Source organism: Agrococcus sediminis, assembly GCF_007923295.1.
Taxonomy (GTDB): domain Bacteria; phylum Actinomycetota; class Actinomycetes; order Actinomycetales; family Microbacteriaceae; genus Agrococcus; species Agrococcus sediminis.
Genome location: NZ_VOIR01000015.1, coordinates 81359 through 106449, shown reverse-complemented (window position 1 = coordinate 106449; position 25091 = coordinate 81359). Strand labels below are relative to the sequence as shown.

Sequence of the window (25091 nt, the reverse complement as noted above, 5' to 3'; positions counted from 1 at the left end):
AGCATGCGAGTCCGCGGCGCCCGTGTCAAACCGGTGCCGCGACCGTGACCGGATCGTGACCCGGCGCATCCCCTCCTCCGCGCTCCACGAGCGCCGCGAGCCGCTCGTAGGCGGCGGCCGGGATGCCCAGCTGCGGCAGCACCGAGTCGCGCAGTCGCTGCGAGTCGAAGACCTCGTGGCCGCGCAGCACCGTCACGCCCCCGTGCTGCTCGAGCACGGTCGACGCCGTCACCGGGGGCCGGCGCCCGCCCTCCTGCCACTGCCGCTCGACGATGCGCACCGGCCGCTCGACGTGCAGGTACTCGCCCACCACCACGGGCCGGCGCACGCCGCCGCGGTGCTCGAAGCGGTAGCCGCCGCCCGTGCGCGCGTCGATGGCGCAGCTGGTCATCGGCATGCCCGGATCCGGCAGCCACAAGGGCACGAGTCGCGGGTCGGTCAGCGCTTGCCAGACGGCCTCCGCCGGCGCCCGGAAGCGCACCGCGTAGGAGATCGAGCGCTCGTCCGGCAGCGCGACCGCGAGCGGCTCGGCGGCGCGGAGCGGGCCGCCGGAGCGCAGCGCCGCGGCGTCCATCCAGCGCTCGAGCGGCGCGTCGGCGCGGAGCGCGGCCAGGAGCGCGCCCACCCCGAGCGCCGCGGCGACGAGCACCGCCCAGCCGGACCATCCCTCGACGAGCGCCGGCGCCTGCGGCGCGACCGCGAGCAGCAGCGCGTGCACGAGGGCGGTCGCGAGCAGCACCGTGACCGGCGCGGCGCCGGCCGCGAGCGCGGGGGCGAGCGCGCGCCGCGCCCGCGGGCCGGCCGAGGCGCCGCCGAGCCCCGCGGCGCCGACGACGGCGAGCGCGAGGCCGCCGGCGCGCACCGCCTCGGCGGCGCTGCCGGAGCCGGGCATCGCGACGAGCTGCAGCACGGGCTCGCCGCCCATCGCGCGCAGCGCCCCCGGCATCCCGAGCAGCTCGCGCGCCGCGGTCGCGTCGCCGAGCGGCAGCACCGCGGGCACGAGGTGCGCGAGCGCGAGCTCGCTCGTCGTGATGGCGGCGCCGGCCAGCAGGAGGCCGACGACCAGCAGCGCGCCGTGCAGCGCCCGCTCCCGGCCGCGCTCGCGCGCCGAGAGCAGCAGCCGCCCGGCGAGCATGCCGACGAGCACCCACGGCAGCAGCACGAGCGCCGCCCACGGGTCGCCGACGAGCAGCCCGCGCACCGACTCGGCCGTCGGCCCCCACGGCGACCCGGGCGGCGCGGGGCGCAGCGCGTCGGCGACGGCCGCGAGCAGGAGCCCTCCGCCGGACGTCCATGCCGCGGCGAGCGCCGCGAGCGCCCACACTGGCAGCAGCAGCGCGACCGCCGCGAGCGCCAGCGCGACGCCGAGCTGCGCGAGCGGCGCCTGCAGCGCGGTCGCGACCGGCAGCACCCACAGGTCGGCGCCGTACAGCCACGCGTCGATCGGGGTCCCCCAGCCGCCGAAGGCGAGGTAGGCCGAGCGCACGAGCTCGAGCCACGCACCCAGGGCGAGGGCGGCGCTGCCGACGAGGCCGAGCCACAGCCCTCGCGCGAGCGTCTCGCGCGCGGCCGCCGTGCGGTGGCGGGCGGCGAGGCGCGGCCGCACCGCGAGCACCGCGCCGCAGCCGACGAGCACGGCGAGCAGGGCGACCGGCGGGCCGTCGAGCAGGAGGCCGAGCGGCGTGCCGAGGTGCTCTCCGGTCCGCAGCAGCGTGGGCGCCGCGAGGAGGCCCGCGATGGCGACGAGCCACGCGAGGTCGATGCCCACCGATCGCGCGCCGCCGCCCACGGCATCATCCTGCACGACGGCCCGCGCCGCGCGGGCCCGGATCGCTGAGGATCCGCTCAGCCGTGCGCGCGGCCCGCGGCCTGCTCCTCCGGCTGCGGCCGATCCCCCGCCGCGCGGTCGGCCGCGCGCCCGACGATGCGCTCGAGCGGACCGCGTCCGTCGCCCGCGGCGAGCACGGCCCCGATCGCGAGGGCGACGACGACCTGCACTGCCCACGCGGCCCATCCGGCGCCGAGCGCCGGCGCCGCATCCTGCAGGAGCACGAGCATCGCGGTGAGCAGCAGCACGTGCACCACGTAGATCGTGAGCGGTGCGGCGCCTGCCGCCCGCAGCGGCTCGAGGGCGCGCACCGCCGGGTGCGGCAGCGCCGCGGCCAGGAGCCCGAGCAGCGCGATGACGAGCAGCGCGATGCCGACCGTGCGCGCCATGTCGGCGGGCGTGCCCGTGTGCGGGGCGGCCACCAGCTGCCAGGCGGTCGCCGAGCCCTGCGCGGCGCCGTAGCCGTTGCGCAGCAGCTCGTCGCGCGCGGCGTCGTCGAGGGGGCCGGCGAGCAGCCGCATGCCGAGCTCGCTCGCGGCGACGCCGGCCACGACGAGGGCGGCGCCGACCGCTGCGAGCACCGCGAGCGCGCGCCGCTCGGCGCCGCGCGCGCGGGCGGCGAGCAGCGTCCGCGCCGCGAGCATGCCGACCAGCAGGTAGGCCACCCAGGTGAGCACCGGATAGACGCCGGTCAGCAGCACGTCGGCGGCGGTCGCGGCGAGGCGCTCCCCCAGCGCTGCGCCGTCGCCGATGCTCGCGGCGCTCGGCAGCCGCTCGCGCGCCGCGACGAGCAGCGAGCCGCCGGCGAGCCACAGCACGGTCGTGACGCCGGCGAGCAGCCACGACGGCAGCAGCACGAGCACCGCCGCCAGCACGATCGCGACGCCGAAGGGCACGAGCACCACGTAGACGGCGGCCGCGAACGGCCCGATGACCGCGCCGAGCAGCGCGACGAGCGCGCCCCGCGCGAGCGTCGAGCGCAGCGCGCCCCAGCGGTCGCCGGCGGCGAGCCGGGCGCGGGCGGCGAGCACCACGCTCACGCCGCCGAGCACCGCGAAGAGCGTCGACGGCGGCCCGTCGACGAGCGCGACCACGCCGTCGGGCACCGGCGGCTCGGCCGCGAGCAGCGTGTGCGCGGCCATCATCCCCACCACGGCCAGCAGCCGCGCCAGGTCGACGCCCACCAGGCGCTCGGAACCGCTCACGCGACCATCGTGCCGCACGCGCCTGGGCGGGGCCCCCGCATCCGCCCAGCATGCCGCCGGATCGGTCAGCCTCGGCTCGAGCCCGGCTCCAGCCACTTCTCGGCGCGGTGCTCGGCGATCACGCGGCGCGCGGTGCCGGTCTTCGAGCGCAGCACGAGCGACTCGGTGCGGATGAGCGGACCCTTGCGGCGCACGCCGTCGAGCAGCTGGCCGTCGGTGACGCCGGTCGCGACGAAGTAGGTGTTGTCGCTCGCGACCAGGTCGTCGAGCCCGAGCACGCGGTCGAGGTCGTGGCCCGCGGCGACGACCTTGCGGTGCTCCTCGTCCGACTGCGGCGACAGGCGCCCCTCCATGAAGCCTCCGAGCGCCTTGATCGCGCACGCGGTGATCACGCCCTCGGGCGTGCCGCCCGCGCCGGCGCAGATGTCGATGCGGCTCTCCCAGCGGGCCGCGTTGATGCCGCCGGCGACATCGCCGTCGCGCATCAGCCGCGTGCCGGCGCCAGCCGAGCGGATCTCCTCGATGAGCTCGGCGTGGCGCGGGCGGTCGAGCACCGCGACGACGATCTCGCCGACGTCCTTGCCCTTGGCGCGCGCGAGCTCGCGGATGTTGTCGCCGATCGACTGGTCGAGCGAGATGACGCCGATCGCCTCGGGGCCGGCGACGAGCTTGTCCATGTAGAACGCGTCGATCGGGTCGTACATCGTGCCGCGGTCGGCGACGGCGATCACGCTGAGCGCGTTCTGCCGGCCGGCGGCGGTGAGCGAGGTGCCGTCGATCGGGTCGACGGCGATGTCGGCCGAGGGGCCGCGGCCGTTGCCGACGTGCTCGCCGTTGAAGAGCATCGGCGCCTCGTCCTTCTCGCCCTCGCCGATGACGATGACGCCGTCGAAGGCGACCGTCGAGAGGAACGTGCGCATCGCGTCGACCGCCGCGCCGTCGGCGGCGTTCTTGTCGCCGCGGCCGATGAACGGCACGGCGCGGATCGCGGCGGCCTCGGTCGCGCGCACCAGCTCCATCGCCAGGTTGCGGTCTGGGTTGTCGAAGACCGGGGCCTTCTGAGCGTCGGGCTGCTGCGCCACGGTGTCCTCCATCGGTGAGCCTGCTTCGAGCGTAGTGAGCGGATGCGGTGGGCCCGCCCCGCGCGCGGCGAAAGTCCGGCGGTTCCTTCGCGGGCCGCACGGGGGCCGCACGCGACAGACCGGGCCGGGGTGTCGCGGGTCCCGGCCCGGTCTGGGTGCGCATCCGGGCGGATGCGCGTCGTCGCGATGCGACGGTCGGTGCGAGTCAGTGGCCCGGGGCCACCGACTCCACGTCCTCGTCCTTCTCGGCCTCCAGCAGCGCATCCGCCTTCGCGCTGAAGAGCTTCGTGCCGAAGAGCATCGCCGCCGCGAGGAACGCGAACACGCCGAGCGACACCACACCCCACGCCCCCGAGTCGGTCGGGACGGCCTCGTTGATCGCCGTGCGCATGATCGGGGCGACGAAGCCGCCCAGGTTGCCGAGCGAGTTGATGAGGCCGATGCCGGCGGCCGCAGCGGTGCCCGTGAGGAACGCCGTCGGGTACGACCAGGTGATCGGGCCCACCGAGAGGAAGCTCGCGACCGCGAGGGTGATGAACAGGATGCCGAGGATCGGCTGCCCGTTCGCGCCCGCCCAGGCGGAGCCGAGGATGAACAGGCCCGTCGAGATGTAGAAGAGCGTGCCCCAGTTGCGACGACGGGCGATCGTGTTCGCCGCCTTGCCGAAGAAGTAGCAGGCGAACAGGCCCACGAGCCACGGGATGGCGGCGACGAGGCCGACCTGCCAGCCGACGTCCTGGCCGAGCAGGTTCGCGACCTGCTGCGGCAGGTAGAAGGTGGTGCCGTAGACCGCGATCTGCAGGCAGAAGTAGATGATGGTGAAGTACCACACCTTCCAGTTGCCCATCGCGCGCCAGATGCCGCTCGGGCCGTCGGACTCGCGCACGGAGTCCTCCTTGGCCATCACGTCGATGAGGGCGTCCTTCTCCTCCTGGTTCAGCCACTTCGCGTCCTGCGGGCCGTTGATGAGGAAGAAGATCGCCGCGATGCCGGCGGCGACCGCCATCATGCCCTCGACGAAGAACATCACCTGCCAGCCGGCCCACGGGGTCACCTGCTCGCCGAAGCTGATCAGGCCGCCCGACAGCGGGGCGCCGAGCATCTGCGAGAACGGCTGCGCGAGGTAGAAGATCGCGAACATCTGCACGCGGTGCTTGTTCGGGAACCACTCGGAGAGGAAGAGGATCACGCCCGGGAACAGGCCCGCCTCGGTGACGCCGAGCAGGAAGCGCAGCACGATGAACGACGTGTCGTCGGTCACGAACGCGAACGCCGAGGCGACGAGGCCCCACGTGATCGCGATGCGCGCGAGCCAGAAGCGCGCGCCGAACTTCTTCAGCAGCAGGTTCGACGGGATCTCGAAGATCGCGTAGCCGATGAAGAAGATGCCGGCGCCGAGCGCGAAGGCGCCCGCCGAGATGCCGCGGTCCATCTGGAGCGCGTCCTCGGCGAAGCCGACGTTCGTGCGGTCGAGGAAGGCGACGAAGTACAGGATCACCAGCATCGGCATCAGGTGCTTGGCGGCCTTCTTGATGGCCGAGTCGAGGGCGGGGTTGCCCTGCGACTTCGGCTGCAGTGTCGTATCGGACACGGGACTCTCCTTCGAGTGCGGTGCTTCGGTTTCGGTCAGTTGAGGACGGACGGGAGGATCAGCCACAGGCCGACGCCGACGAGGACGACGCCCAGGGCGAGGAAGAGGATGCGCGACTTCGACCAGGAGCCCATGGTGATCAGTGCATGTAGAGGCCGCCGTCGACGTTCAGGGTCTGGCCCGTCACGAATCCTGCGTCCTCGGAGATCAGGTAGGCGATGGCGGCCGCGATGTCGCGGGGCGTGCCGATGCGCGGGAGCACGCCGTCGGCCGCCATGGCGGCCTTCCGCTCCTCGGTGAGCGTGCCGCCCATGATGTCGGTGTCGATGGGGCCGGGCGAGATGGCGTTGACCGTCACGCCCTGCGGGCCGAGCTCGCGGGCGACGGAGCGCGTGAAGCCGATGACGCCCGCCTTGGCGGCCGAGTACACCGTCTTCGAGAACGTGCCGCCTCCGCGCTGCGCCGAGACCGACGAGAGGCTCACGACGCGGCCGACGCCGTGCTGCACCATCGACTCGACGGCGCGACGGGTGGCGTAGTGCACGCCGTTCATGTTGATGCCCATGACGCGGTTCCACTCGTCGGCCGTGACCTCGAGGTAGGGCACCGGGCTCGACACGCCCGCGAGGTTCACGAGCGCGACGATCTGCGGCAGGGCGGCCTCGAGCTCGTCGTACGCGGCGCGCACCTGTGCCTCGTCGGCGACGTTCGCGCCGGCGCCGGCGGCCTGCACGCCGTGCTGCTCGGCGATCTCGGCGGCGACCGCCTTGGCCGCGTCGGCGTCGAGGTCGATGATGCCGACGTTCCAGCCGTGCTCCGCGAGGTAGTGGGCGGATGCGCGGCCGATGCCGCGCGGCGAGGCCGCGCCGGTGAGGACGACGGTCTTGGACTCGGGGAATGCGGTGGCCATGTGCCGATGCCTTTCGTGGATCAGTGGATGGGGGCCGGGCCGAGCTCGTCCATGAGCTGCTTGATGGCCACGTACGCCTTGTTGCGGTAGGCGATGAGCTCTGCGGTGCGCTCCGCCGGCACCTCGAGGTAGCCGGAGCCCGACTTGGTGCCGAACTTGCCGGCGTCGACGAGCTCCTTGAGGGAGTCCGGCGTCGCGAAGCGCTCGGGCCAGCGCGTCTGCAGCGATGCGTAGCAGAACGCGTAGACGTCGAGGCCGGCCATGTCGGCGATCGCGAACGGCCCGAAGACGGGCAGCCGGAAGCCGAACGTCGTGCGCACGATCGTGTCGATGTCGTCGGGCGTCGCCACGCCCTCCTCCACGAGCTGGGTGGCCTCGTGGAAGAGGGCGTACTGGAGGCGGTTGAGCACGAAGCCGGTCGCGTCGCCGACGCGTGCCGTCTCCTTGCCGGTCGCCGCGACGATCTCCTCGACCACGGGGAGGATGGCGGCATCCGTGCCCTCGTGCGCGATGAGCTCGACGCCCGGGATGAACGGCGCCGGGTTCGAGAAGTGCACGCCGAGGAAGCGCTCGGGGTGCTCGACGGCCTCGGCGAGGCTGCCGATCAGGATCGTCGACGTGTTGGAGCCGATGATCGCGTCGGGGCGGGCGGCGGCCGAGATGCGCGCGAGCGTCGCGTGCTTGATCTCGATCTTCTCGGGCACCGCCTCCTCGATGAAGTCGGCGTCGGCGACGGCCGACTCGATCGACTCGGCGGCGGTGAGGCGCGCCTCGATGCGCTCGACCGCGTCGGCGGGGAACAGCCCGTCGGCGGCGAACTGCGCCGCCTCGTCGAGCAGCCGGGCGCGGTTCTGCTGCGCGATCTCGGCCGAGATGTCGGCGATCTGCACGTCGTAGCCGGCGAGCGCGAGCACCTGGGCGATGCCGCCGCCCATGTAGCCGGAGCCGACGACGGCGATGGTCTTCGTGGTCATGGTCTCAGCCCTTCGGGAGGAGCGAGCGCAGGTAGCGCTGGTTGGTGGAGCAGTTGCCGAGGCTGTCGCCGCCGTAGTGCTCCATGAGGAAGATGCCGTCGAAGCCGAGCGCGAGCGCGTCGCGCACGACCTGGCGGTAGTTGATGAGGCCGCCCTCCATGGTGGAGGGCACGCTGGTCGCCCACGAGCCGTCGGCCGCCTCGTCGCGCGTGTAGTTCTTGACGTGCCAGTAGTTGGCGTACGGCAGCGTCTTCGCGTGCATATCGCGCCAGTCCTCGATCGGCCGGTGGAGGCGGATGAGGTTGGCGATGTCGGGGTTGAGGCCGACGTTGTCGAGCCCGATCTCCTCGACGAGGCGCACGGCCGAGTCGGCGGTGCCGAGGAAGGTGTCCTCGTACATCTCGAGCGACATCTTGAGCCCCACCTCGGCAGCGTGCCGGCCGAGCTCGCGCAGGCGCGTCACCGCCGCGGTCCAGAGCTCCGGGTCATCCGGGTCGTTCGTCGGGCCCTGCGCGGTCCAGAACCACAGCGCCTTGCGCTGCGCCTCGCTGAACGGCTCGTGCAGGCCGGTCGAGAAGACCTCCATGCCCCACTCCGCCGCGGCGTCGATCGTGCGGTGGGCGTAGGCGAGGTTGCGCTCCTCGTGGCCGGGCATGATCACGCTCTGGCGCTGCAGGTGCACCGAGGGGATGCGGATGCCGTGCGAGTCGAGGATCGAGAACAGCTCGTCCTTGCGGCTCGCCTCGAGGTCGGCGGGGCGGATGTGGCTGTCGGCGAGCTCCGCGAGCGAGAAGCCCACGTCGGCGACCTGGGCGAACGCGTCGTCCCAGACCGCAGGGTCCGCGTCGTGCAGGGCGACGCCGTCGGCCGAGACGGCGGGGATGCCGTGCAGGCAGGTGGCGATCGGCCAGGTCTCGGCGGTGAATGCTGGCTGCTCTGCCATCTCGTCTGCTCCGTTGCAATCCGCGGGCGCGATCTTCGCCCTTGAAAATATCCTATAGGAAAACTAGTCAGATAACGCGACGGGCGCAAGCGCGCGCTGAGCCCGGGCGTGTCCCCCACGCCAGTGCCGGCCGGCTCAGGACCCGGCGGCCTCGTCGCGCACCGAGCGCGTGCGCACGCCCTGGATGTGTGCGCGCATCGCCGCCGTGGCGGCGTCGGCGTCGCCGCGCTCGAGGGCGTCGAGCACCCGCGCGTGCTCGGCGTGCGCCTCGCGCACGTCGCTCGTGCCGCGCAGCACGGCCTGCCGCAAGCGGTGCGTCATGGCGCCCAGGTCGTCGTGCATCGAGATGAGGTAGCGGTTGCCCGCTGCCTCGAAGATCGCGCGGTGGAAGGCGGAGTCCGCGTCGAAGTACTCGGCCGTGGTGCGCACGGGCACGTCGGCCCCCGCATCCATCGCCTCGACGATGCGGTCGGCGCACTCCTGGTGCCGCTCGTGCGCGACGCGCAGCCGCTCGAGCAGCTGGGCGGCCTTCGGCGCGGCCAGCCGGGTCGCCTCGACCTCGAGCATGAGGCGCGCGTCGAACAGCTCGGCGAGCTGATCGGGCCCGAGCGGGGGCGCGACCCGATAGCCCTTGAGCGCCTCGCGCGTGACGAGCCCGGTGCGCTCGAGCTGCACCATCGCCTCGCGCACGGGCGTGGGCGAGACGTCGAGCTGCTTCGCGAGCGTGTCGATCGAGAGCCGCGAGCCCGGCTCCACGTCGCCCTCGAGCAGCAGCTCGAGGATGAGGTCGTAGACCCGATCGCGGAGGCCGCGGCGCTCGAGCTCGCGCACGCCGCGGAACGGCAGCTGGGTGGTCATCGTGTCTCCTGGAGTGCGAGCGCCTCGTCGAGGATGCGGCCGAACGCCGCGGGGTCGTGCGCGAAGCGCCCGAGGAACATGCCGTCGACGCTGTCGGCGATGCGCGGCAGCAGCCCGGGGCCGGCGCTGCCGCCGTAGATGACCTGCGCGTCGAGCGGGTCGTCGGCGAGGTGCGCGCGCAGCGCCGCCCCGACCGCGCGGATGTGGTCGTCGCCGGCGGGCTCCGGTGCGCCGATCGCCCAGACGGGCTCGTAGGCGACCACGAGCCGGCCGGTCGCGCCGGCGCCGCGAGCGAGGGCGAGGGATGCGTCGAGCTGGCGGATGCAGGCGGCCGCGGCCGCGTCCGGTGCGCCCCGGTCGGGCTCGCCGATGCACAGCACCGGCGCGATGCCGTGCCGCAGGGCGGCCGCCACCTTGCGGGCGACGGTCTCGTCGGTCTCGCCGAACATCGCGCGGCGCTCGGCGTGGCCGATCTCGGCGAGCGCGACGCCGTGCTCGGCGAGCTCCGGCGCCGACACCTCGCCCGTGAAGGCGCCGGCGTCCTCCCAGTGGAGATCCTGCGCGCCGACGAGCATGCCCGCGTGGGTGGCGATCGGCACGACCTCGGGGATCGAGGGGAACGTGGGGATGACGAAGGGCTCCACGAGCCCGCCCTGCACGGCCGGATGCTCGGCGCAGATCGCGGCGACCGCGCGCGTCCACTCGAGCGTGCGGGCGCGCCCGAAGTACATCTTCAGGCTCGAGCCGATCAGCATCCCCGCCATCCGGTCAGCCCTCGTAGGCGCAGATGTCGTCGACGTTCGCCTGCGAGTGGCTGGCGGGGTCGAAGGTGTAGGTCAGCCACTCCTTGGCGAGCCGGCGCGCGAGCTCGATGCCCACGACGCGCTGGCCCATGCAGAGCACCTGCGCGTCGTTCGAGAGGATCGAGCGCTCGACCGAGAACGAATCGTGCGCGGTGACGGCGCGGATGCCCGACACCTTGTTCGCGGCGATCGCGACGCCCAGGCCCGTGCCGCACAGCAGCAGGGCGCGGTCAGCCTCGCCGCGGGCGACGCGCTCGGCGGCCTCGATGGCGACCTTCGGGTACGAGGTCGAGCCCTCGGCGTCGTCGACGCCCACGTCGACCACGGAGTCGACGAGGTCGTTCGCCTCCATGTCGCGCTTCAGGATCTCCTTGTAGTCGAAGCCGGCCTTGTCGCTGCCGACGATGAGGCGGATGCCCATGGTCACTGCTCCCTGTCTGTGGTGAGGACGTCGTAGATGGTGCTGCAGATGAGCGCGAACGAGACGGCGCCCGGGTCGGGGGTGCCGATGGACTTGTCGCCGTGCGACTTGGCGCGGCCGAGCGTCGCGGCGAGCGCGGCGGTCTCCTGCGCTGCCTCGTCGGCGACGCCGGCGGAGTGCCCCCACGCGTCGCGCAGGCGCTGGCCGTCGGCGATGCGGCGGGCGAGGTCGTCGGCGAACGGCACGATGGCGTCGACCATCGTCTTGTCGCCGACCTTGGCCTTGCCGAACGCCATCACGGCGTCCTTCGCGGCGACCACGCCGTCGGCGACGGTCTGCGCCGTCACGTGGCGGTCGTCGCCCACGTGCCTGCCGAGCGTGCGGAGCATCTCGCCCCAGATCGCACCGGAGGTGCCGCCCGCCCGGTCGCTCCACGCATCCGCCGCCCGCTCGAGCGTCGTCTGCGCGCCGGCGCCGGCATGCACGGCCGCCGTCGCCGCGGTGCTGCCCGCGCGCGAGCCGCGCTGCATGCCGATGCCGTGGTCGCCGTCGCCCGCGACGGAGTCCATGTGGCCGAGCTCCTCGGCGGCGTCGTCGATCGCGTCGGCGACCGCGGCGAGCGCGGCGGCGATGACGTGGGCCGCGTCGCGCGACTCGGCCGTCGACTCGGGCACCTCCTGCTCGTCGACCGCGGCGTCGACGGCGTCGGCCTGCTGCTGCGGGGCCACCGAGCCCTTGCGGAAGCCCGCGGAGTCGGCAGGCGCGCACCACAGGCGCTCGAGCTCCTCGTCGAGCCACAGCAGCGTCAGCGAGACGCCCGCCATGTCGAAGCTCGTGCAGAGCTCGCCCACCTCGGGCTCGACGATCGTGAGCCCGCGCTCCTCGAGCAGCGCATGCACGCGGCGGTAGACGACGAACATCTCCTCGTACTTGACGCTGCCGAGGCCGTTCAGCAACGGCACGACGCGCGCGCCCTCGACCTCGACGCCGTCGGGCACCTCGTCGAGCAGCTTGTCGACGAACAGCTGCGCGAGCTCGTCGGCGGTGGGCACGTCGACCTCGTCGATGCCGGGCTCCCCGTGGATCCCGAGGCCGACCGCCATCTTGCCCTCGGGCACGGTGAAGAGCGGCTCGGAGGCGCCCGGCAGCGTGCAGCCCGAGAAGGCGACGCCGAACGAGCGGGTGCGGGCGTTGGCGGTCTGCGCGATGCGCTCGACGCCGTCGATGTCGTAGCCCGCCTCGGCGGCGGCGCCGGCGGTCTTGAAGACCGCGAGGTCGCCCGCGATGCCGCGGCGCTGCTCGAGGCGCTCCTTCGGGGCGCTCCAGATGTCGTCGGTGACGGTGACGGTGCGCACGTCGATGCCCTCGGCGCGCAGGCGCTCCTGGGCCTGGTCGAAGTGCAGCACGTCGCCGGCGTAGTTGCCGTAGCTGAGCAGCACGCCCTGGCCCTGGTCGGCCTGCTTCGCGATGGCGTAGACCTGCTGCGCCGACGGCGAGGCGAAGAGGTTGCCCATCGCGGCGCCGTGCGCGAGGCCGGGGCCGACGAGGCCGCCGAAGGCCGGGTAGTGGCCGCTGCCGCCGCCGACGACGAGCGCCACCGTGGGCTCGTCGGCCCTGGTCGAGCGCACGACGCCGCCGGGGGCTGCCTGCACCCACCGGGATGCCGCGGCCGCGAAGCCCTCGATCATCTCGTCGGCGAACTGGGACGGATCGTTGAACAGTCGCGTCATTGCGCTCTCCTCGCATAGGATCCCCGGAGCGGGGCGGGCACTCCTTGGAATCCTATAGGAAGTTGGGTTCCCTGTCACGCCGACGGCTCATCCGTGCGCATCCGCCGGGGCGGCCGCATGACCGGCGACCTAGACTGACGATGTTCCCGCGAGGCCGCGACTGGCGGTCCGCGACCCGACGAGTCAGGAGCCGCAATGCCCGTCGCAACGCCAGAGCAGTACGCAGCGATGCTCGACAGCGCGAAGGCCAACGCCTTCGCCTACCCCGCCATCAACGTCTCGTCGTCGTCGACGATCAACGCCGTGCTGCAGGGCCTCGCCGAGGCCGGCTCCGACGGCATCATCCAGGTCACCACCGGCGGCGCCGACTTCTTCGCCGGCCAGAGCGTGAAGAACCGCGCCGGCGGCGCCATCGCCTTCGCCCGCTACGTCACCGAGGTCGCGAAGGCCTACCCGATCACCGTCGCGCTGCACACCGACCACTGCCCGAAGGACGCGCTCGACGGCTTCGTCATGCCGCTCCTCGAGGCGAGCGAGGAGGAGGTGCGCGCCGGCCGCGCTCCCCTGTTCCAGTCGCACATGTGGGACGGCTCCGCCGTGCCGCTCGAGGAGAACCTCGAGATCGCGAAGCAGATCCTCCCCCGCACCGCGGCCCTCCACCAGATCCTCGAGGTCGAGATCGGCGTGGTCGGCGGCGAGGAGGACGGCGTGAGCCACGAGATCAACGACCAGCTCTACACGACGCTCGACGACGCGATCGCGACCGTCGAGGCGCTCGGCCTCGGCGAGCAGGGCCGCTACATGGCGGCGCTCACCTTCGGCAACGTGCACGGCGTCTACAAGCCGGGCAACGTGCGCCTGCGCCCCGAGCTGCTCGGCCAGATCCAGGCGGGGCTCGCCGAGAAGTACGGCACCGGCCCGAAGCCGCTGGACCTCGTCTTCCACGGCGGCTCCGGCTCGACCGACGAGGAGATCGCCGAGGCGGTGCGCAACGGCGTCGTGAAGATGAACATCGACACCGACACGCAGTACGCGTACACGCGCTCGGTCGCGCACTCGATGTTCTCCAACTACGACGGCGTGCTGAAGGTCGACGGCGAGGTCGGCAACAAGAAGGTCTACGACCCCCGCTCGTGGGGCAAGGCGGCCGAGACGGCCATGGCCGCGCGCGTGGTGTCGGCGACGCAGCAGCTCGGCTCGGCCGGCTGGTCGGGCAAGTAGCGACCCGCACCGCGACAGGGAAGGGCCCCGCCGGTCGATCGGCGGGGCCCTTCTGCGCGCGCCCGTCGGGGCGCGGTGCTCATGCGATCAGCGCGGAGTCACTCCCAGTCGTCGTCGCCGGTGTCGACGATGCGGTCGGTGCCCTCGGGCAGCACGGTGTCGTCGACGCCGTTGTCGTCGGTGTCGACGCCCGCCTGCGTGCCGCCGTGCTCGTCGGGGATGTCGGCCGGGTCGTCGCCCTCGAACTCCTCGTCGCGCGCCTCGGAGCCCTCGGGGGCGTCGTCGTCGTCGATCTCGTCGAGCTCGTCGGTCGCGAGCACGCGGTCGTCGTCGGCGGGCTCCCCCATCGACTCGTCGAAGTCCTCGCCGTCGGCCATCTGGTCGGCCCACTGGTCGGGGTCGGAGTCGCCGCCGCCGTCGACCGGCGTCGTCGAGATGGCGCCGCTCGCCTCGGGGGCGTCGTCGACCTGGTCGCGGTCGATCTCGCTCGCCTGACGGACGGCATCCGTGGGGTTGGCGGTGTCCTCGCCTCGAAGCTGATCAGTCATGGTGCGAGCGTATCGACGGGCGCTGGGAGTCCGCCAGGAGATCCGGTCAGCGCTGGCGGCTGGGGCGCAGCTCCTTGGGGAGCGAGAAGATGAGGTCCTCCTCGGCGGTGCGCACCTCGGTGACGTCGCGGTAGCCGGCGTCCTCGAGCTCGGCGAGCACCTCGCGCACGAGGCCCTCGGGCACGCTCGCGCCGCTCGTCACGCCGACGCTGCGCACGCCCTCGAGCCACTCCTGCTGGATCTCGGTCGAGAAGTCGACGCGGTAGGCGGCCTTCGCCCCGTACTCGAGCGCGACCTCGACGAGGCGCACCGAGTTCGAGGAGTTGGCGCTGCCGACCACGATCACGAGGTCGGCGTCGGCCGCCACCTTCTTGATCGCGACCTGGCGGTTCTGGGTGGCGTAGCAGATGTCGTCGCTGGGCGGGTCCTGCAGGTTGGGGAACCGCGCGCGCAGCCGGCGCACCGTCTCCATCGTCTCGTCGACCGAGAGCGTGGTCTGGCTGAGCCAGACGAGCCGGTCGGGATCCTGCACCTGCACGGTGTCGGCCTCGTCGGGGTTGTTGACGATCGTGACCCGGTCGGGCGCGTGGCCCGCGGTGCCCTCGACCTCCTCGTGCCCCTCGTGGCCGACGAGCAGGATCTGGAAGTCGTCGCGCGCGAAGCGCATCGCCTCGCGGTGCACCTTCGTCACGAGCGGGCACGTCGCGTCGATCGCCGACAGGCCACGGTCGGCGGCGGCCTGCACGACGGCCGGGCTCACCCCGTGCGCGCTGAAGATGACCCGCGCGCCCTCGGGCACCGCATCCACCTCGTCGACGAAGATCGCGCCCTCGCGCTCGAGCTCGGCGACGACGTGCTTGTTGTGCACGATCTGCTTGCGCACGTAGATCGGCGCGCCGTGCTGCTCGAGCGCCTTCTCGACCGCGAGCACCGCGCGGTCGACGCCGGCGCAGTAGCCGCGCGGCGTGGCCAGCAGGATGCGCTTGCCTCCCTCGACGGGGAGGTCCTGGAGCCGACCCCGGCGGAGCGCCGGACGCGGGGCGTCGAGCGGGACTCGTCCGTTCGTGATCGTCACCGGTCCAGTCTACGTTGGTCTGCGACGGGCCGCCTGGGCGGCGGGGCGCGACGACGGGAGCGGCATGGCCGAGCGGATCACCGGCACGCCCGACGAGCCGTGGAGCGTCGAGCGGCTTGGCGCCGAGCTGAAGTCGTACATCGGCCGGCTCGGGCACCTGTGGGTCGAGGGCGAGATCACGCAGTGGTCGAACTCGCGCGGCAACGTCTTCGGCAAGCTGAAGGATGTCGCGGGCGACTCCACGGTCGCCTTCAACGTCTGGTCGTCGACGCTCTCGCGCATCGAGGGCGAGTTCTCGCAGGGCGACCGCGTCGTCGCGCTCGTGAAGCCCGACTACTGGCCGCGCGGCGGCACGCTGTCGATGGTGACGGCGCAGCTGCGGCACGTCGGCATCGGCGACCTGCTCGCGCGCCTCGAGGCGCTGCGCCGGTCGCTCGCCGCCGAGGGCCTCTTCGACGCGGCGCGCAAGCGCCCCCTCCCCTTCCTGCCCGGCGTGGTCGGTCTGATCACCGGGCGCGACTCCGACGCCGAGAAGGACGTGCTGCGCAACGCCCAGCTGCGCTGGCCGGGCGTGCGGTTCCGGGTCGAGCACGCCGCGGTGCAGGGCGACCAGACCGTGCCGACGGTGCTCGCCGCGCTCGCGCGGCTCGAGGCCGACCCCGAGGTCGACGTGATCGTGATCGCGCGCGGCGGCGGCGACTTCCAGAACCTGCTCGGCTTCAGCGACGAGTCGCTCGTGCGCGCGGTGGCCGCCGCGACCACGCCGGTCGTGTCGGCGATCGGCCACGAGAACGACCGCCCGCTGCTCGACGACGTCGCCGACCTGCGCGCATCCACGCCGACGGATGCGGCGAAGCGGGTCGTGCCGGACGTCGCGGAGGAGCTCTCCCGCATCGCGCAGGCGCGGGCGATGCTGCGCGCGAGGGTGACGCAGCACGTCGCCCGCGAGACCGAGCGGCTCGAGTCGTTCCGCTCGCGGCCGGCGCTCGCGCGGCCCGAGACGATGATCGAGACCCGCGCCGACGACCTCGCGCGCCTCACGGCGCGCGCCGACGAGCTCGCCGGGCGCGTCGTCGAGCTGGGCGGCCAGCAGCTCGGCCACCTGCGGCAGACGCTGCGCGCGCTCAGCCCGCAGTCGACGCTCGACCGCGGCTACGCGGTCGTGCAGGCGGAAGGCGGGTCGGTGCTGCGCGCTGCGGACGCGGCCCGACCCGGCGACCGCCTGCTGGTCACCGTCGCGTCCGGCAGCCTCGACGCATCCGTCGTCGCCGTGCGTCCCGACGACGCCGCGACCGCCTGACGGCCGTCAGCGCCCGCGTCTAGACTGGCCCCGTGACCTCCCCCGACCCCCAGTCGCCCGCCGACGCGCCAGTCGCCGAGCTCGGCTACGAGCAGGCGCGCGACGAGCTCGTGCGCGTCGTGCAGGCGCTCGAGTCGGGCGGCGCGACCCTCGAGGAGTCGCTCGCGCTGTGGGAGCGGGGCAGCGCCCTCGCCGACCGCTGCGAGGAGTGGCTCCAGGGCGCGAAGGCCCGGCTCGACGCCGCGCGCGCCACGGCGCCCGCCCCGACCGCCGACGGCGCCGAGCGGGCATGAGCCGCAAGCAGCCCCGCACGCCCCGCGTCGTCGCCGAGCTCGGCCGCCCTGAGACGCCCGAGGAGACCGCCGCCCGCAAGGCGGCCGCGTCGCGCCGGCACCGCGAGAACCAGACGTTCAGCAACCTCGTCGTCGCCGTCGTCGCGTGCCTCGCGGTCGTGCTGGTGATGGTGCTCGTGGTGCTGCGGCCGAACGTCTCCCCGCGCGAGCCGATCGACGTCGCGGCCGCGGCCGCCGCGGCCCAGCCGACCGTCGACGAGCCGCTCATCGCCCCCGACCTGCCCGAGGGATGGGCGTCGAACGCCGCCGAGATCCGCACCGGCGGCGACGACGTCACCACGTGGTACGCCGGCTACGTGACGCCCGGCGAGCAGTTCCTCTCCTTCACGCAGGCCCTCGACGCGAACCCGACCTGGCTCGCCTCCGCGATCGAGGAGGCGCCGCAGACCGGCGAGCGCGAGATCGGCGGCCTCACCTGGCGCGAGCACGACCAGCGCGACGCCGAGGATCCCGGCAACCTCGCCTACGTCCTCACGACCGAGGCCGACGCATCCACCGTCGTCATCGCCGGCACCGCCGACGACGACGAGCTGCAGACCTTCGCCGAGGCCGTGAGCGCCGCGCTCGCCGACGCGGGCTGAGCCCGCCGCCCGCTCCCCCACACCCGAAGCACGACACCGCAGCAACAGGAAGGCACTTTCGACGTGAACGCCGAGACCGAGTACCGCATCGAGCACGACACCATGGGCGAGGTGCGCGTGCCCAAGCACGCCCTGTACGCCGCCCAGACGCAGCGCGCGGTCGAGAACTTCCCCATCTCGGGCTCGGGCCTGGAGCCCGCGCAGATCGTCGCCCTCGCACGCATCAAGCGCGCCGCCGCCATCGCCAACCGCGAGCTCGGCATCCTCGAGGCCGACGTCGCCGACGCGATCGTCGCCGCGGCCGACGAGGTCATCGGCGGCGCGCACCACGACCAGTTCCCCGTCGACACCTACCAGACCGGCTCCGGCACCTCCTCGAACATGAACATGAACGAGGTGCTCGCGACGCTCGCGACGAAGCACCGGGGCGAGGCGGTCCACCCCAACGACCACGTGAACGCCTCGCAGTCGTCGAACGACGTCTTCCCCACCTCGGTGCACATCGCGGTCACCGGCGCGCTCGTCGAGCAGGCGATCCCGGCGCTCGAGCACCTCGCCGGCGCCCTCGAGGAGAAGGCGGCGCTCTGGGCCGACGCCGTGAAGCCGGGTCGCACGCACCTCATGGACGCGACCCCCGTCACGCTCGGCCAGGAGTTCGGCGGCTACGCCGCGCAGGTGCGCTACGGCATCGAGCGCATCGAGGCCGCGCTCCCCCGCGTCGCCGAGGTGCCGCAGGGCGGCACGGCCGTCGGCACCGGCATCAACACCCCGCTCGGCTTCCCCGAGCAGGTCATCGCCGAGATCGCCGCCTCGAGCGGGCTGCCGATCACCGAGGCGCGCAACCACTTCGAGGCGCAGGCCAACCGCGACGGCCTCGTCGAGGCATCCGGGGCCCTCCGGACGATCGCGGTCTCGCTCACGAAGATCAACAACGACCTGCGCTGGATGGGCTCGGGCCCCAACACGGGCCTCGGCGAGCTGCGCATCCCCGACCTGCAGCCGGGCTCGTCGATCATGCCCGGCAAGGTCAACCCGGTCGTGCCGGAGGCGGTGCTCATGGTGTGCGCGCGCATCATCGGCAACGACGCGACCGTCGCGTGGGCCGGCGCCTCGGGCTCGTTCGAGCTCAACGTGCAGATCCCGGTGATGGGCACGGCGCTGCTCGAGTCGATCCGCCTGCTCTCCAACGCGTCGCGCGTGCTCGCCGACAAGACGATCGCCGGCCTCGAGGCCGACATCGAGCGGGCCGCCGCGCTCGCCGGCATGAGCCCGTCGATCGTGACGCCCCTCAACCGCCTGATCGGCTACGAGGCGGCGGCGAAGATCGCGAAGCACTCGGTCGCGCAGGGCATCACGGTGCGCGAGGCGGTGATCGACCTCGGCTACGTCGAGCGCGGCGAGCTCACCGAGGCCGACCTCGACAAGGCGCTCGACCTGCTCTCGATGACGCACCCCGGCGTCGCGAAGTAGCCACCACTCCGGTCGCCCGAGCCTCCCCGAACCGCGCGGTCCCAGCCAGAGGACCCGCGGTTCGGGGAGGCTCGCCGTCTAGGGTGGGCGGATGCGCTACCCCGAGGTGAAGAGAGACGGCACGGTCGAGCAGGTCCACGGGGAGGCGATCGCCGACCCCTACCGCTGGCTGGAGGACGGCTACTCGGCCGAGACGCGCGCCTTCATCGAGGCGCAGAACGCCTTCGCCGAGCCGATCCTCGCCGCGCTGCCCGCGCGCGCCGCGTTCCGCGAGCGCCTGACGGCGCTGCTCGAGGCGCCGACCCGCGGCTGCCCGTGGATCCGCAGCGGCCGGGTCTTCGCGTGGCACAGCGACGGCCAGAACCAGCCGGTGCTCGTCACCGCCGACTCGGTCGACGAGCTCGAGGGCGCGCGCGTGCTGCTCGACCCCAACGCGCTCTCGGACGACGGCACGGTCGCCGTCACCGTCGCATCCGTCTCCCCCGACGGCGCGCTGCTCGCCTACGGCGTGGCCGACGGCGGCTCCGACTGGCGCACGATCCGGGTGCGCGACGTGGCGACCGGCGAGGACCTCGGCGACGAGATCCCGTGGACGAAGTGGAACTCGCCCGTCTGGCTGCCGGGCGGCCGCGCGTTCTCGTACTGGGCGTACGACGCCCCCAGCGGCGACGCGCTCACCGACGAGATGGGCGCGGGCCGCCTCATGCGGCACGAGGTCGGCACCGACGTCGCCGACGACGCCGTGCTCTTCGCCCGGCCGGACGAGCCGAGGCTGTTCGCGCGCCACTGGCCGCGCGACGACACGTGGTTCGTGCTCTCGACCGACACCGGCTCCTCGAGCGGCAACGACCTCGCCGCCCGCCGGCACGGCGACGACGAGCTGCGCCAGCTGGTCGCCGGCCACGAGCACGAGTGGAACGCGATCGGCGTGCACGAGGGGCTGCTCTACGCCGTCACCGACGCGGATGCGCCGCGCTACCGGCTCGCGGCGTTCGACCTGGCCACGGAGCAGGAGCGCACCATCGTGCCCGAGCACGCCGAGGACGTGCTGCTCGACGCCTCCCTCACCGCCGCGGGCCTCGTGCTCGAGTACTCGCACGACGCGAGCCACCGCATGCAGCTCGCGACCTTCGACGGCGTGCTCGGCGACGACGTGCCGCTCGGCGAGGGCATCTCGATCACCGGGTCGGAGGCGAGCGCGACGAGCGGCACGGTGCTCGTCGCGACCTCGAGCTTCGTCGACCGCGGCACCCGCCACGTCGTCGAGGTCGACGGCGCCCGGCTCGTCGCGCACCGCACGCTCCCGACGCCCGGACCCGCCGCCCCCGCGGCGACGACCACGCGCATCCGCGCCGCGTCGAGCGACAGCGAGACGGTGCCGGCGTTCCTCGTGCGCCCGGCGGGCGACGACGGGGCCGCGCCGCGCCCGACGCTCATCTGGGGCTACGGCGGCTTCAACATCCCGATGAACCCCGGCTTCCGCGCGGTGCTCGCCGCGTGGGTCGACGCGGGCGGCGTGCTCGTCGTGCCGAACCTGCGCGGCGGCGGCGAGTTCGGCTCGGCGTGGCACAAGGGCGGCACGAAGGAGCGCAAGCAGCAGGTCTTCGACGACCTCTACGCGATCGCCGAGCACCTCCTCGAGACCGGCGTCACCACCCGCGAGCAGCTGGCGCTCCACGGCCGCTCGAACGGCGGCCTGCTCGCCGGCGCGGCGCTCACGCAGCGCCCCGACCTGTGGGCCGCGGTGCTGCCGGGCGTCGGCGTGCTCGACATGCTGCGCTACCACCGCTTCACGATCGGCTGGGCCTGGGCGAGCGACTACGGCGACCCCGACGAGGCAGCGGCGCACGCGTACCTGCGCGCCTACTCGCCGCTCCACAACGTGCGCGAGACGGCGCATCCGCCGACCCTCATCACCACCGGCGACCACGACGACCGCGTCGTGCCGGCCCACTCGTTCAAGTTCGCGGCCGAGCTGCAGCGGGCGCAGGCGGCGGCGGGGGCGGATGCGCCCGTGCTGCTCTCGGTCGACACGCGCGCCGGGCACGGGATGGGCAAGCCGAAGGATGCGGCCGCGCTCGAGTTCGCCGACCAGCTCGCGTTCGCGGCGCACCACACCGGGCTCTCGGTGTGAGCATCGAGTGGGAGACGGCGGCGTGGAGCGCGGCGGTCGCCGAGCTGTGGGACCGCGTCGACGAGACGCCGGCCGACGAGGCGATCGGCGGGATGCGCGCCCTCGCCGCCGCCTACCCCGGCGCCGACGGGCGGGCGGCGTTCGAGCTCGCCGGCATGCTCGACGCGCACGGGCGGGAGCACGAGGCGGAGCACGAGTACGAGCGTGCGCTCGCGCTCGGGCTCGACGCCGAGCAGCACGCGCAGCTCGCCGTGCAGTACGGCTCGACGCTCCGCAACACCGGCCGCCTCGAGGACGCGATCGCGGTGCTCGAGGCCGCACCCGAGCATCCGTCGACCGGGTCGTCACCGCGCGTCTTCCTCGCGCTCGCGCTGCACAGCGCCGGTCGGCACGATGAGGCGCTGCGCGTCGTGATCGAGGCGCTCGAGCCGACGCTGCCGCGGTACAACCGCTCGATCCGTGCGTACGCCGCCGCGCTGACGGAGCCGCCCGCTCCCGATCCGCGCTGACGCGCGGACCCGCCGCCTGCCCTGACGGCCCCTCCGCACAACGCAAGCCCGCGGTCCTGCTCTCGCCGCTCGTGGGCCATCCTGGCCGGATGCTGCCCGGAACGTCGCGATCGGGCTTGCGTTGTGCGGCGCGCGCGAGCGGCCGGGCGTCCGTCGCCTCAGCGGCGCATGATGCGGCGCGCGAGCCAGTTGCCGAGCGCCTGGATGAGCTGCACGACGATGACGACGACGATGAGCGCCGACCACGTGACGACCTCGTCGAACTGCCGGTAGCCGTAGGTGACCGCCCAGTTGCCGAGCCCCTCCCCGCCGACGAGGCCGGCGACCGCCGACATGTCGACGATCGCGATCACCGCGAAGGTGAAGCCGAGCACGAGCGGCCCGAGTGCCTCGGGCAGGATCACCGTGCGGATGATGCGCCACGGGCTCGCGCCCGTCGCCCGCGCGGCCTCGATCACGCCGGTCGGGATCGACACGAGGTTCTGCTCGACGATGCGCGCGATGCCGAAGGTCGCGGCGAGCGAGATCGCGAAGATCGCGTACTCGGTGCCGATGCCGGTGCCGACCACGATGCGGCCGAGCGGCTGCACGGCGGCGAGCAGGATGATGAAGGGGATGGGCCGCACCGTGTTGACGAGCACGTTCAGCACCCACCACACCGCGCCCTGCTGCAGGATGCCGCCCTGTCGCGTGACGTAGAGCCCGGTGCCGATCACAAGCCCGCCGATGCCGCCGAAGGCGAGCGAGAGCGCGACGATGCCGAGCATGATGCCCGTCTGCTCGACGAGCGTGGGCAGGATCGACGTGAGGTCGGTCATCGCTGCTCCTCCACCGTCACGCCGGGTCCGATCTTCGAGAGCGCCCGCTCGATCGCGTCGTCGTCGCCGCGCACGGCGATCGTCAGCAGGCCGTACACGCGGCCCTGGATGTCGTCGACCCCGCCGTGCACGAGGTGGAAGTCGACGCCGGCACGCGCGAGCGCCCCGAACACTCGGGCCTCCGAGGCGCCGGCGTCGGTGAACGAGATCGTGAAGAAGCGGCCCTCGTGCTGCGCGCGCAGCTGCGCGAGCTCATCGCCCTCCGGCAGCGCGCGCACGACCGTCTGCACGAAGCGCCGGGCCGTATCGGTCTGCGGCGCCGTGAACACGTCGTACGTGGTGCCGCTCTCGACGACGCGTCCCGCATCCATCACCGCCACGCGATCGGCGATGCGGGTGATGACCTCCATCTCGTGCGTGATGACGACGATGGTGACGCCGAGCTCGCGGTTGATGCGCCCGAGCAGGTCAAGCACCTCGGCGGTGGTCTCGGGGTCGAGCGCGCTCGTCGCCTCGTCGGCGAGCAGCACCTGCGGGTTCGCGGCGAGCGCCCGAGCGATGCCGACGCGCTGCTGCTGACCGCCCGAGAGCTGCTCGGGGTAGGCGTCGGCGCGACCGCCGAGCCCGACGAACTCGAGCAGCTCCTCGACGCGGCGCCTTCGCTCGGCGCGCGGCACGCCGACGACCTCGAGCGGGTACGCGACGTTGCCGGCGACCGTGCGCGAGGTGAGCAGGTTGAACCGCTGGAAGATCATGCCGATGCCGGTCTGCTGCTCGCGGAGCCGCTTGCCCCGCAGCTCGCTGATGGGCACGTCGTCGACGGTGATGCGGCCCGCGCTCACCGGCTCGAGCTGGTTGATGAGCCGCACGAGCGTCGACTTGCCTGCACCGGAGTAGCCGATGATGCCGAAGACCTCGCCGCGCTCGATGCGCAGCGAGACGTCGTCGACGGCGACGATCTCGGCCCCGCCGCGCTTGGCGGGCGGGAAGCGCTTCGAGACCCGGTCGATCACGATGTGGTCTGCCACTTCGCTTCCTCTCGTTCGCTGGCACGTGGTCCGACGCCCGGGACGGGCGTCGGCGCTGGCGTCGCGGCGGCGGCCAGCAATGGCCGCCGCCGTCAGCTCCAGAGCGCTACTGCAGCTCGCCCTCGACGGCCTCGAGTGCCGACTGCAGCTCCTCGGCGGGCGTCTGCACGAGCACGGCGGTGCCGCCGGAGGCCTCGAGCGCGCCGGCCTGGACCTCCTCGTTCGTCTGGTAGATCTCGACCAGGCGCTGCAGCACCTCGTCGTCGGCGAGCTCGGCCGTCGTCGCGAAGACGTTGATGTAGGGCTGCGCGGCGGGGTCGGCCGGGTCGTCCTGCGCGATCGCGTCGGCCGGGTCGATGCCGGCGTCGGTGATGAAGTCGTTGTTGATGATCGCGGCGGCGACGTCGGGCAGCGACGTCGCGGTCAGCGCGGCGTCGACCGCGCGCACCGTGACTCGCGACTCCTCCTCGATGACGTCCTCGACGGTCGAGTAGGGGCTCCCGCCGTCCTGCAGGGCGACGAGCCCGGCCGACTGCAGCACGAGCAGGCCGCGCGCCTGGTTGGTGTCGTCGTTGGGCACGATCACCTCGGCGCCGTCGGGGATCTCCTCGACCGACTCGTGCTTGTCGGAGTAGAGCCCGATCGGGTAGATCGCGGTGGAGCCGATCGGCTGCAGGTCGTCACCGGCCTGCACGTTGTAGTTGGCGAGGTAGATGATGTGCTGGAACTGGTTGACGTCGAGCTCGCCCTCGCTCGTGGCGGGGTTCGGCTGGTTGTAGTCGGTGAAGTCGTGGATCTCGAGCTCGATGCCCTCGGCCTCCACGGCCTCCTCGAAGGCGGCCCAGTACGGCTCGGCCGCGCCGACGACGCCGAGGTCGACGGGGTTCTCGGCGGTGCCGAGCGCGGCGCCCTCGCCGCCGGAGGCGCTGCAGCCGACGAGGGCCGCGGCGAGGCCGAGGGTGCCGACGAGGGCGATGGGGCGGATGCGACGAGCAGGCATGGTGGGGCTCCTTCAGAAGTGCTGGGGGATGCCTCCCACACTAGGAACCGGCCGCCGCGGTCGGCGAATCACCGCGTCATGCGGCGTCACAGAGGCCTCGGCTCCCAGGGGCCTCGGCTCCTGCCTCGGCGTCACAGGGCGTCGAGCAGCACCGCGACGACGACGAGCGCATGCCCGACGAGCAGCCACGGCCCGAACGCGACCGAGCGCCGGCCTGTCGCGAGCGCGAGCGCGCCGGCGATGCCTCCGACGACGACGGATGCGCCGAGGCCGGCGAGCGGCGCGGCCCAGCCGAGCGTCGCGGTCGCGAGCGCGAGCCCGCCGCCGAGCTTCACATCGCCCATCCCCATGCCTCCCGCGACCGCCATGCCGAGCAGGAGCGCGCAGCACGGGAGGCCCACGAGCGGCGCGAGGTCGCCGACGGCGAGCCGGGCGGCGCACGCGACAACCGCGACCGCGAGCAGCGGCAGCGTGAGCGCGTTCGGGAGCCGCCGCTCCGCGAGGTCGGTGCGGGTGAGCGCCGGTGCCACGAGCGCTGCGGCCGCGAGTGCGACGACGGCCGCCGCATCCGCTCCCCCGACGGCGAGCGCCCACGCGGTCGCCGCTGCGAGCGGCAGCCCGAGCGCGTCGACCGGCCGCAGCCGCAGCGGCGCCCGCAGCTGCGGCGGCGCGGCTGCGGCGGTCATGGTGCTCATCACGCGGCCACGGT

24 protein-coding genes are annotated in these 25091 nt (G+C 73.4%); 7 read left to right on the top strand and 17 right to left on the bottom strand.

Going from position 1 to position 25091, the window contains the following annotated elements:
• Positions 1–25: 25 nt before the first annotated feature.
• The 11 genes from FQ330_RS09735 to FQ330_RS09685 all read right to left on the bottom strand — a co-directional run bounded on the left by FQ330_RS09735 (position 26) and on the right by FQ330_RS09685 (position 12345).
• Positions 26–1789, bottom strand: coding sequence for an SRPBCC domain-containing protein (locus FQ330_RS09735; protein ID WP_146357133.1), 1764 nt, complete (start codon positions 1787–1789; stop codon positions 26–28).
• A gap of 56 nt (positions 1790–1845) precedes the next feature.
• Positions 1846–3033, bottom strand: coding sequence for a heparan-alpha-glucosaminide N-acetyltransferase domain-containing protein (locus tag FQ330_RS09730; protein WP_146357131.1), 1188 nt, complete (start codon positions 3031–3033; stop codon positions 1846–1848).
• A 65-nt stretch (positions 3034–3098) separates the two neighbouring features.
• Positions 3099–4127, bottom strand: a complete 1029-nt coding sequence (glpX, locus tag FQ330_RS09725) for a class II fructose-bisphosphatase (protein WP_225792798.1) — start codon at positions 4125–4127, stop codon at positions 3099–3101.
• A gap of 193 nt (positions 4128–4320) precedes the next feature.
• Positions 4321–5706 carry an MFS transporter gene (locus tag FQ330_RS09720; protein ID WP_225792797.1) on the bottom strand — a complete coding sequence of 462 codons (1386 nt, stop codon included), beginning with the start codon at positions 5704–5706 and terminating at the stop codon, positions 4321–4323.
• A 139-nt stretch (positions 5707–5845) separates the two neighbouring features.
• Positions 5846–6616, bottom strand: a complete 771-nt coding sequence (locus FQ330_RS09715) for an SDR family NAD(P)-dependent oxidoreductase (RefSeq protein ID WP_128190341.1) — start codon at positions 6614–6616, stop codon at positions 5846–5848.
• A 20-nt stretch (positions 6617–6636) separates the two neighbouring features.
• Positions 6637–7590, bottom strand: a complete 954-nt coding sequence (locus FQ330_RS09710; protein WP_146357129.1) for a 3-hydroxyacyl-CoA dehydrogenase family protein — start codon at positions 7588–7590, stop codon at positions 6637–6639.
• Positions 7591–7594: 4 nt separating this feature from the next.
• Positions 7595–8533: a sugar phosphate isomerase/epimerase family protein gene (locus FQ330_RS09705; RefSeq protein WP_128190339.1), complete on the bottom strand. Its 939-nt coding sequence runs from the start codon at positions 8531–8533 to the stop codon at positions 7595–7597.
• A 135-nt stretch (positions 8534–8668) separates the two neighbouring features.
• The gene (locus FQ330_RS09700) at positions 8669–9391 is read right to left on the bottom strand and encodes a GntR family transcriptional regulator (protein WP_128190338.1); all 723 of its coding nucleotides are present in this window, start codon (positions 9389–9391) and stop codon (positions 8669–8671) included.
• Positions 9388–10155: a triose-phosphate isomerase family protein gene (locus FQ330_RS09695; protein ID WP_318655692.1), complete on the bottom strand. Its 768-nt coding sequence runs from the start codon at positions 10153–10155 to the stop codon at positions 9388–9390. The genes FQ330_RS09700 and FQ330_RS09695 overlap by 4 nt, the downstream gene beginning before the upstream one ends.
• A 4-nt stretch (positions 10156–10159) precedes the next feature.
• Positions 10160–10615 carry a ribose-5-phosphate isomerase gene (locus FQ330_RS09690; protein ID WP_146357127.1) on the bottom strand — a complete coding sequence of 152 codons (456 nt, stop codon included), beginning with the start codon at positions 10613–10615 and terminating at the stop codon, positions 10160–10162.
• A gap of 2 nt (positions 10616–10617) precedes the next feature.
• Positions 10618–12345, bottom strand: coding sequence for a dihydroxyacetone kinase family protein (locus FQ330_RS09685; protein WP_146357125.1), 1728 nt, complete (start codon positions 12343–12345; stop codon positions 10618–10620).
• Positions 12346–12540: 195 nt separating this feature from the next.
• On the opposite strand from FQ330_RS09685, the gene fbaA reads away from it, so the two are divergent.
• Entirely contained in the window at positions 12541–13566 is a 1026-nt protein-coding gene (gene fbaA, locus FQ330_RS09680; protein WP_146357123.1) for a class II fructose-bisphosphate aldolase, read from the top strand.
• A gap of 98 nt (positions 13567–13664) precedes the next feature.
• Here the strand turns inward: fbaA and FQ330_RS09675 are convergent, their stop codons facing one another.
• A complete protein-coding gene (locus FQ330_RS09675; protein WP_128190606.1) occupies positions 13665–14114 on the bottom strand; it encodes a hypothetical protein in 450 nt (149 codons plus the stop codon).
• 46 nt (positions 14115–14160) lie between these two features.
• A complete protein-coding gene (locus FQ330_RS09670; RefSeq protein ID WP_146357409.1) occupies positions 14161–15183 on the bottom strand; it encodes a 4-hydroxy-3-methylbut-2-enyl diphosphate reductase in 1023 nt (340 codons plus the stop codon).
• A 70-nt stretch (positions 15184–15253) separates the two neighbouring features.
• On the opposite strand from FQ330_RS09670, the gene xseA reads away from it, so the two are divergent.
• The 6 genes from xseA to FQ330_RS09640 all read left to right on the top strand — a co-directional run bounded on the left by xseA (position 15254) and on the right by FQ330_RS09640 (position 21536).
• Positions 15254–16489, top strand: a complete 1236-nt coding sequence (gene xseA / locus FQ330_RS09665) for an exodeoxyribonuclease VII large subunit (protein WP_146357121.1) — start codon at positions 15254–15256, stop codon at positions 16487–16489.
• Between the two features lie 32 nt (positions 16490–16521).
• Positions 16522–16782: an exodeoxyribonuclease VII small subunit gene (locus FQ330_RS09660; protein ID WP_146357119.1), complete on the top strand. Its 261-nt coding sequence runs from the start codon at positions 16522–16524 to the stop codon at positions 16780–16782.
• A complete protein-coding gene (locus FQ330_RS09655; RefSeq protein ID WP_146357117.1) occupies positions 16779–17423 on the top strand; it encodes a DUF4245 domain-containing protein in 645 nt (214 codons plus the stop codon). Before FQ330_RS09660 ends, FQ330_RS09655 begins: the two co-directional genes overlap by 4 nt.
• A gap of 63 nt (positions 17424–17486) precedes the next feature.
• Positions 17487–18893, top strand: a complete 1407-nt coding sequence (locus tag FQ330_RS09650) for a class II fumarate hydratase (protein ID WP_146357115.1) — start codon at positions 17487–17489, stop codon at positions 18891–18893.
• A 91-nt stretch (positions 18894–18984) separates the two neighbouring features.
• On the top strand, positions 18985–21027 hold the full coding sequence (locus FQ330_RS09645; protein WP_146357113.1) for a prolyl oligopeptidase family serine peptidase: 2043 nt from the start codon (positions 18985–18987) through the stop codon (positions 21025–21027).
• Positions 21024–21536 carry a tetratricopeptide repeat protein gene (locus tag FQ330_RS09640; protein WP_225792796.1) on the top strand — a complete coding sequence of 171 codons (513 nt, stop codon included), beginning with the start codon at positions 21024–21026 and terminating at the stop codon, positions 21534–21536. Before FQ330_RS09645 ends, FQ330_RS09640 begins: the two co-directional genes overlap by 4 nt.
• Positions 21537–21694: 158 nt before the next feature.
• On the opposite strand, the gene FQ330_RS09635 is transcribed toward FQ330_RS09640, so the two are convergent.
• From FQ330_RS09635 to FQ330_RS09620, 4 genes are all read right to left on the bottom strand, one after another.
• Positions 21695–22354 (bottom strand): methionine ABC transporter permease, encoded by a 660-nt coding sequence (locus FQ330_RS09635; protein WP_146357111.1) that lies wholly within the window; start codon positions 22352–22354, stop codon positions 21695–21697.
• On the bottom strand, positions 22351–23382 hold the full coding sequence (locus FQ330_RS09630; protein WP_318655690.1) for a methionine ABC transporter ATP-binding protein: 1032 nt from the start codon (positions 23380–23382) through the stop codon (positions 22351–22353). The genes FQ330_RS09635 and FQ330_RS09630 overlap by 4 nt, the downstream gene beginning before the upstream one ends.
• A 106-nt stretch (positions 23383–23488) precedes the next feature.
• Complete coding sequence (locus FQ330_RS09625; RefSeq protein WP_146357109.1) at positions 23489–24382, bottom strand: MetQ/NlpA family ABC transporter substrate-binding protein; 894 nt, start codon at positions 24380–24382, stop codon at positions 23489–23491.
• Between the two features lie 131 nt (positions 24383–24513).
• Positions 24514–25077, bottom strand: a complete 564-nt coding sequence (locus tag FQ330_RS09620; protein WP_146357107.1) for a prepilin peptidase — start codon at positions 25075–25077, stop codon at positions 24514–24516.
• Positions 25078–25091 lie beyond the last annotated feature (14 nt).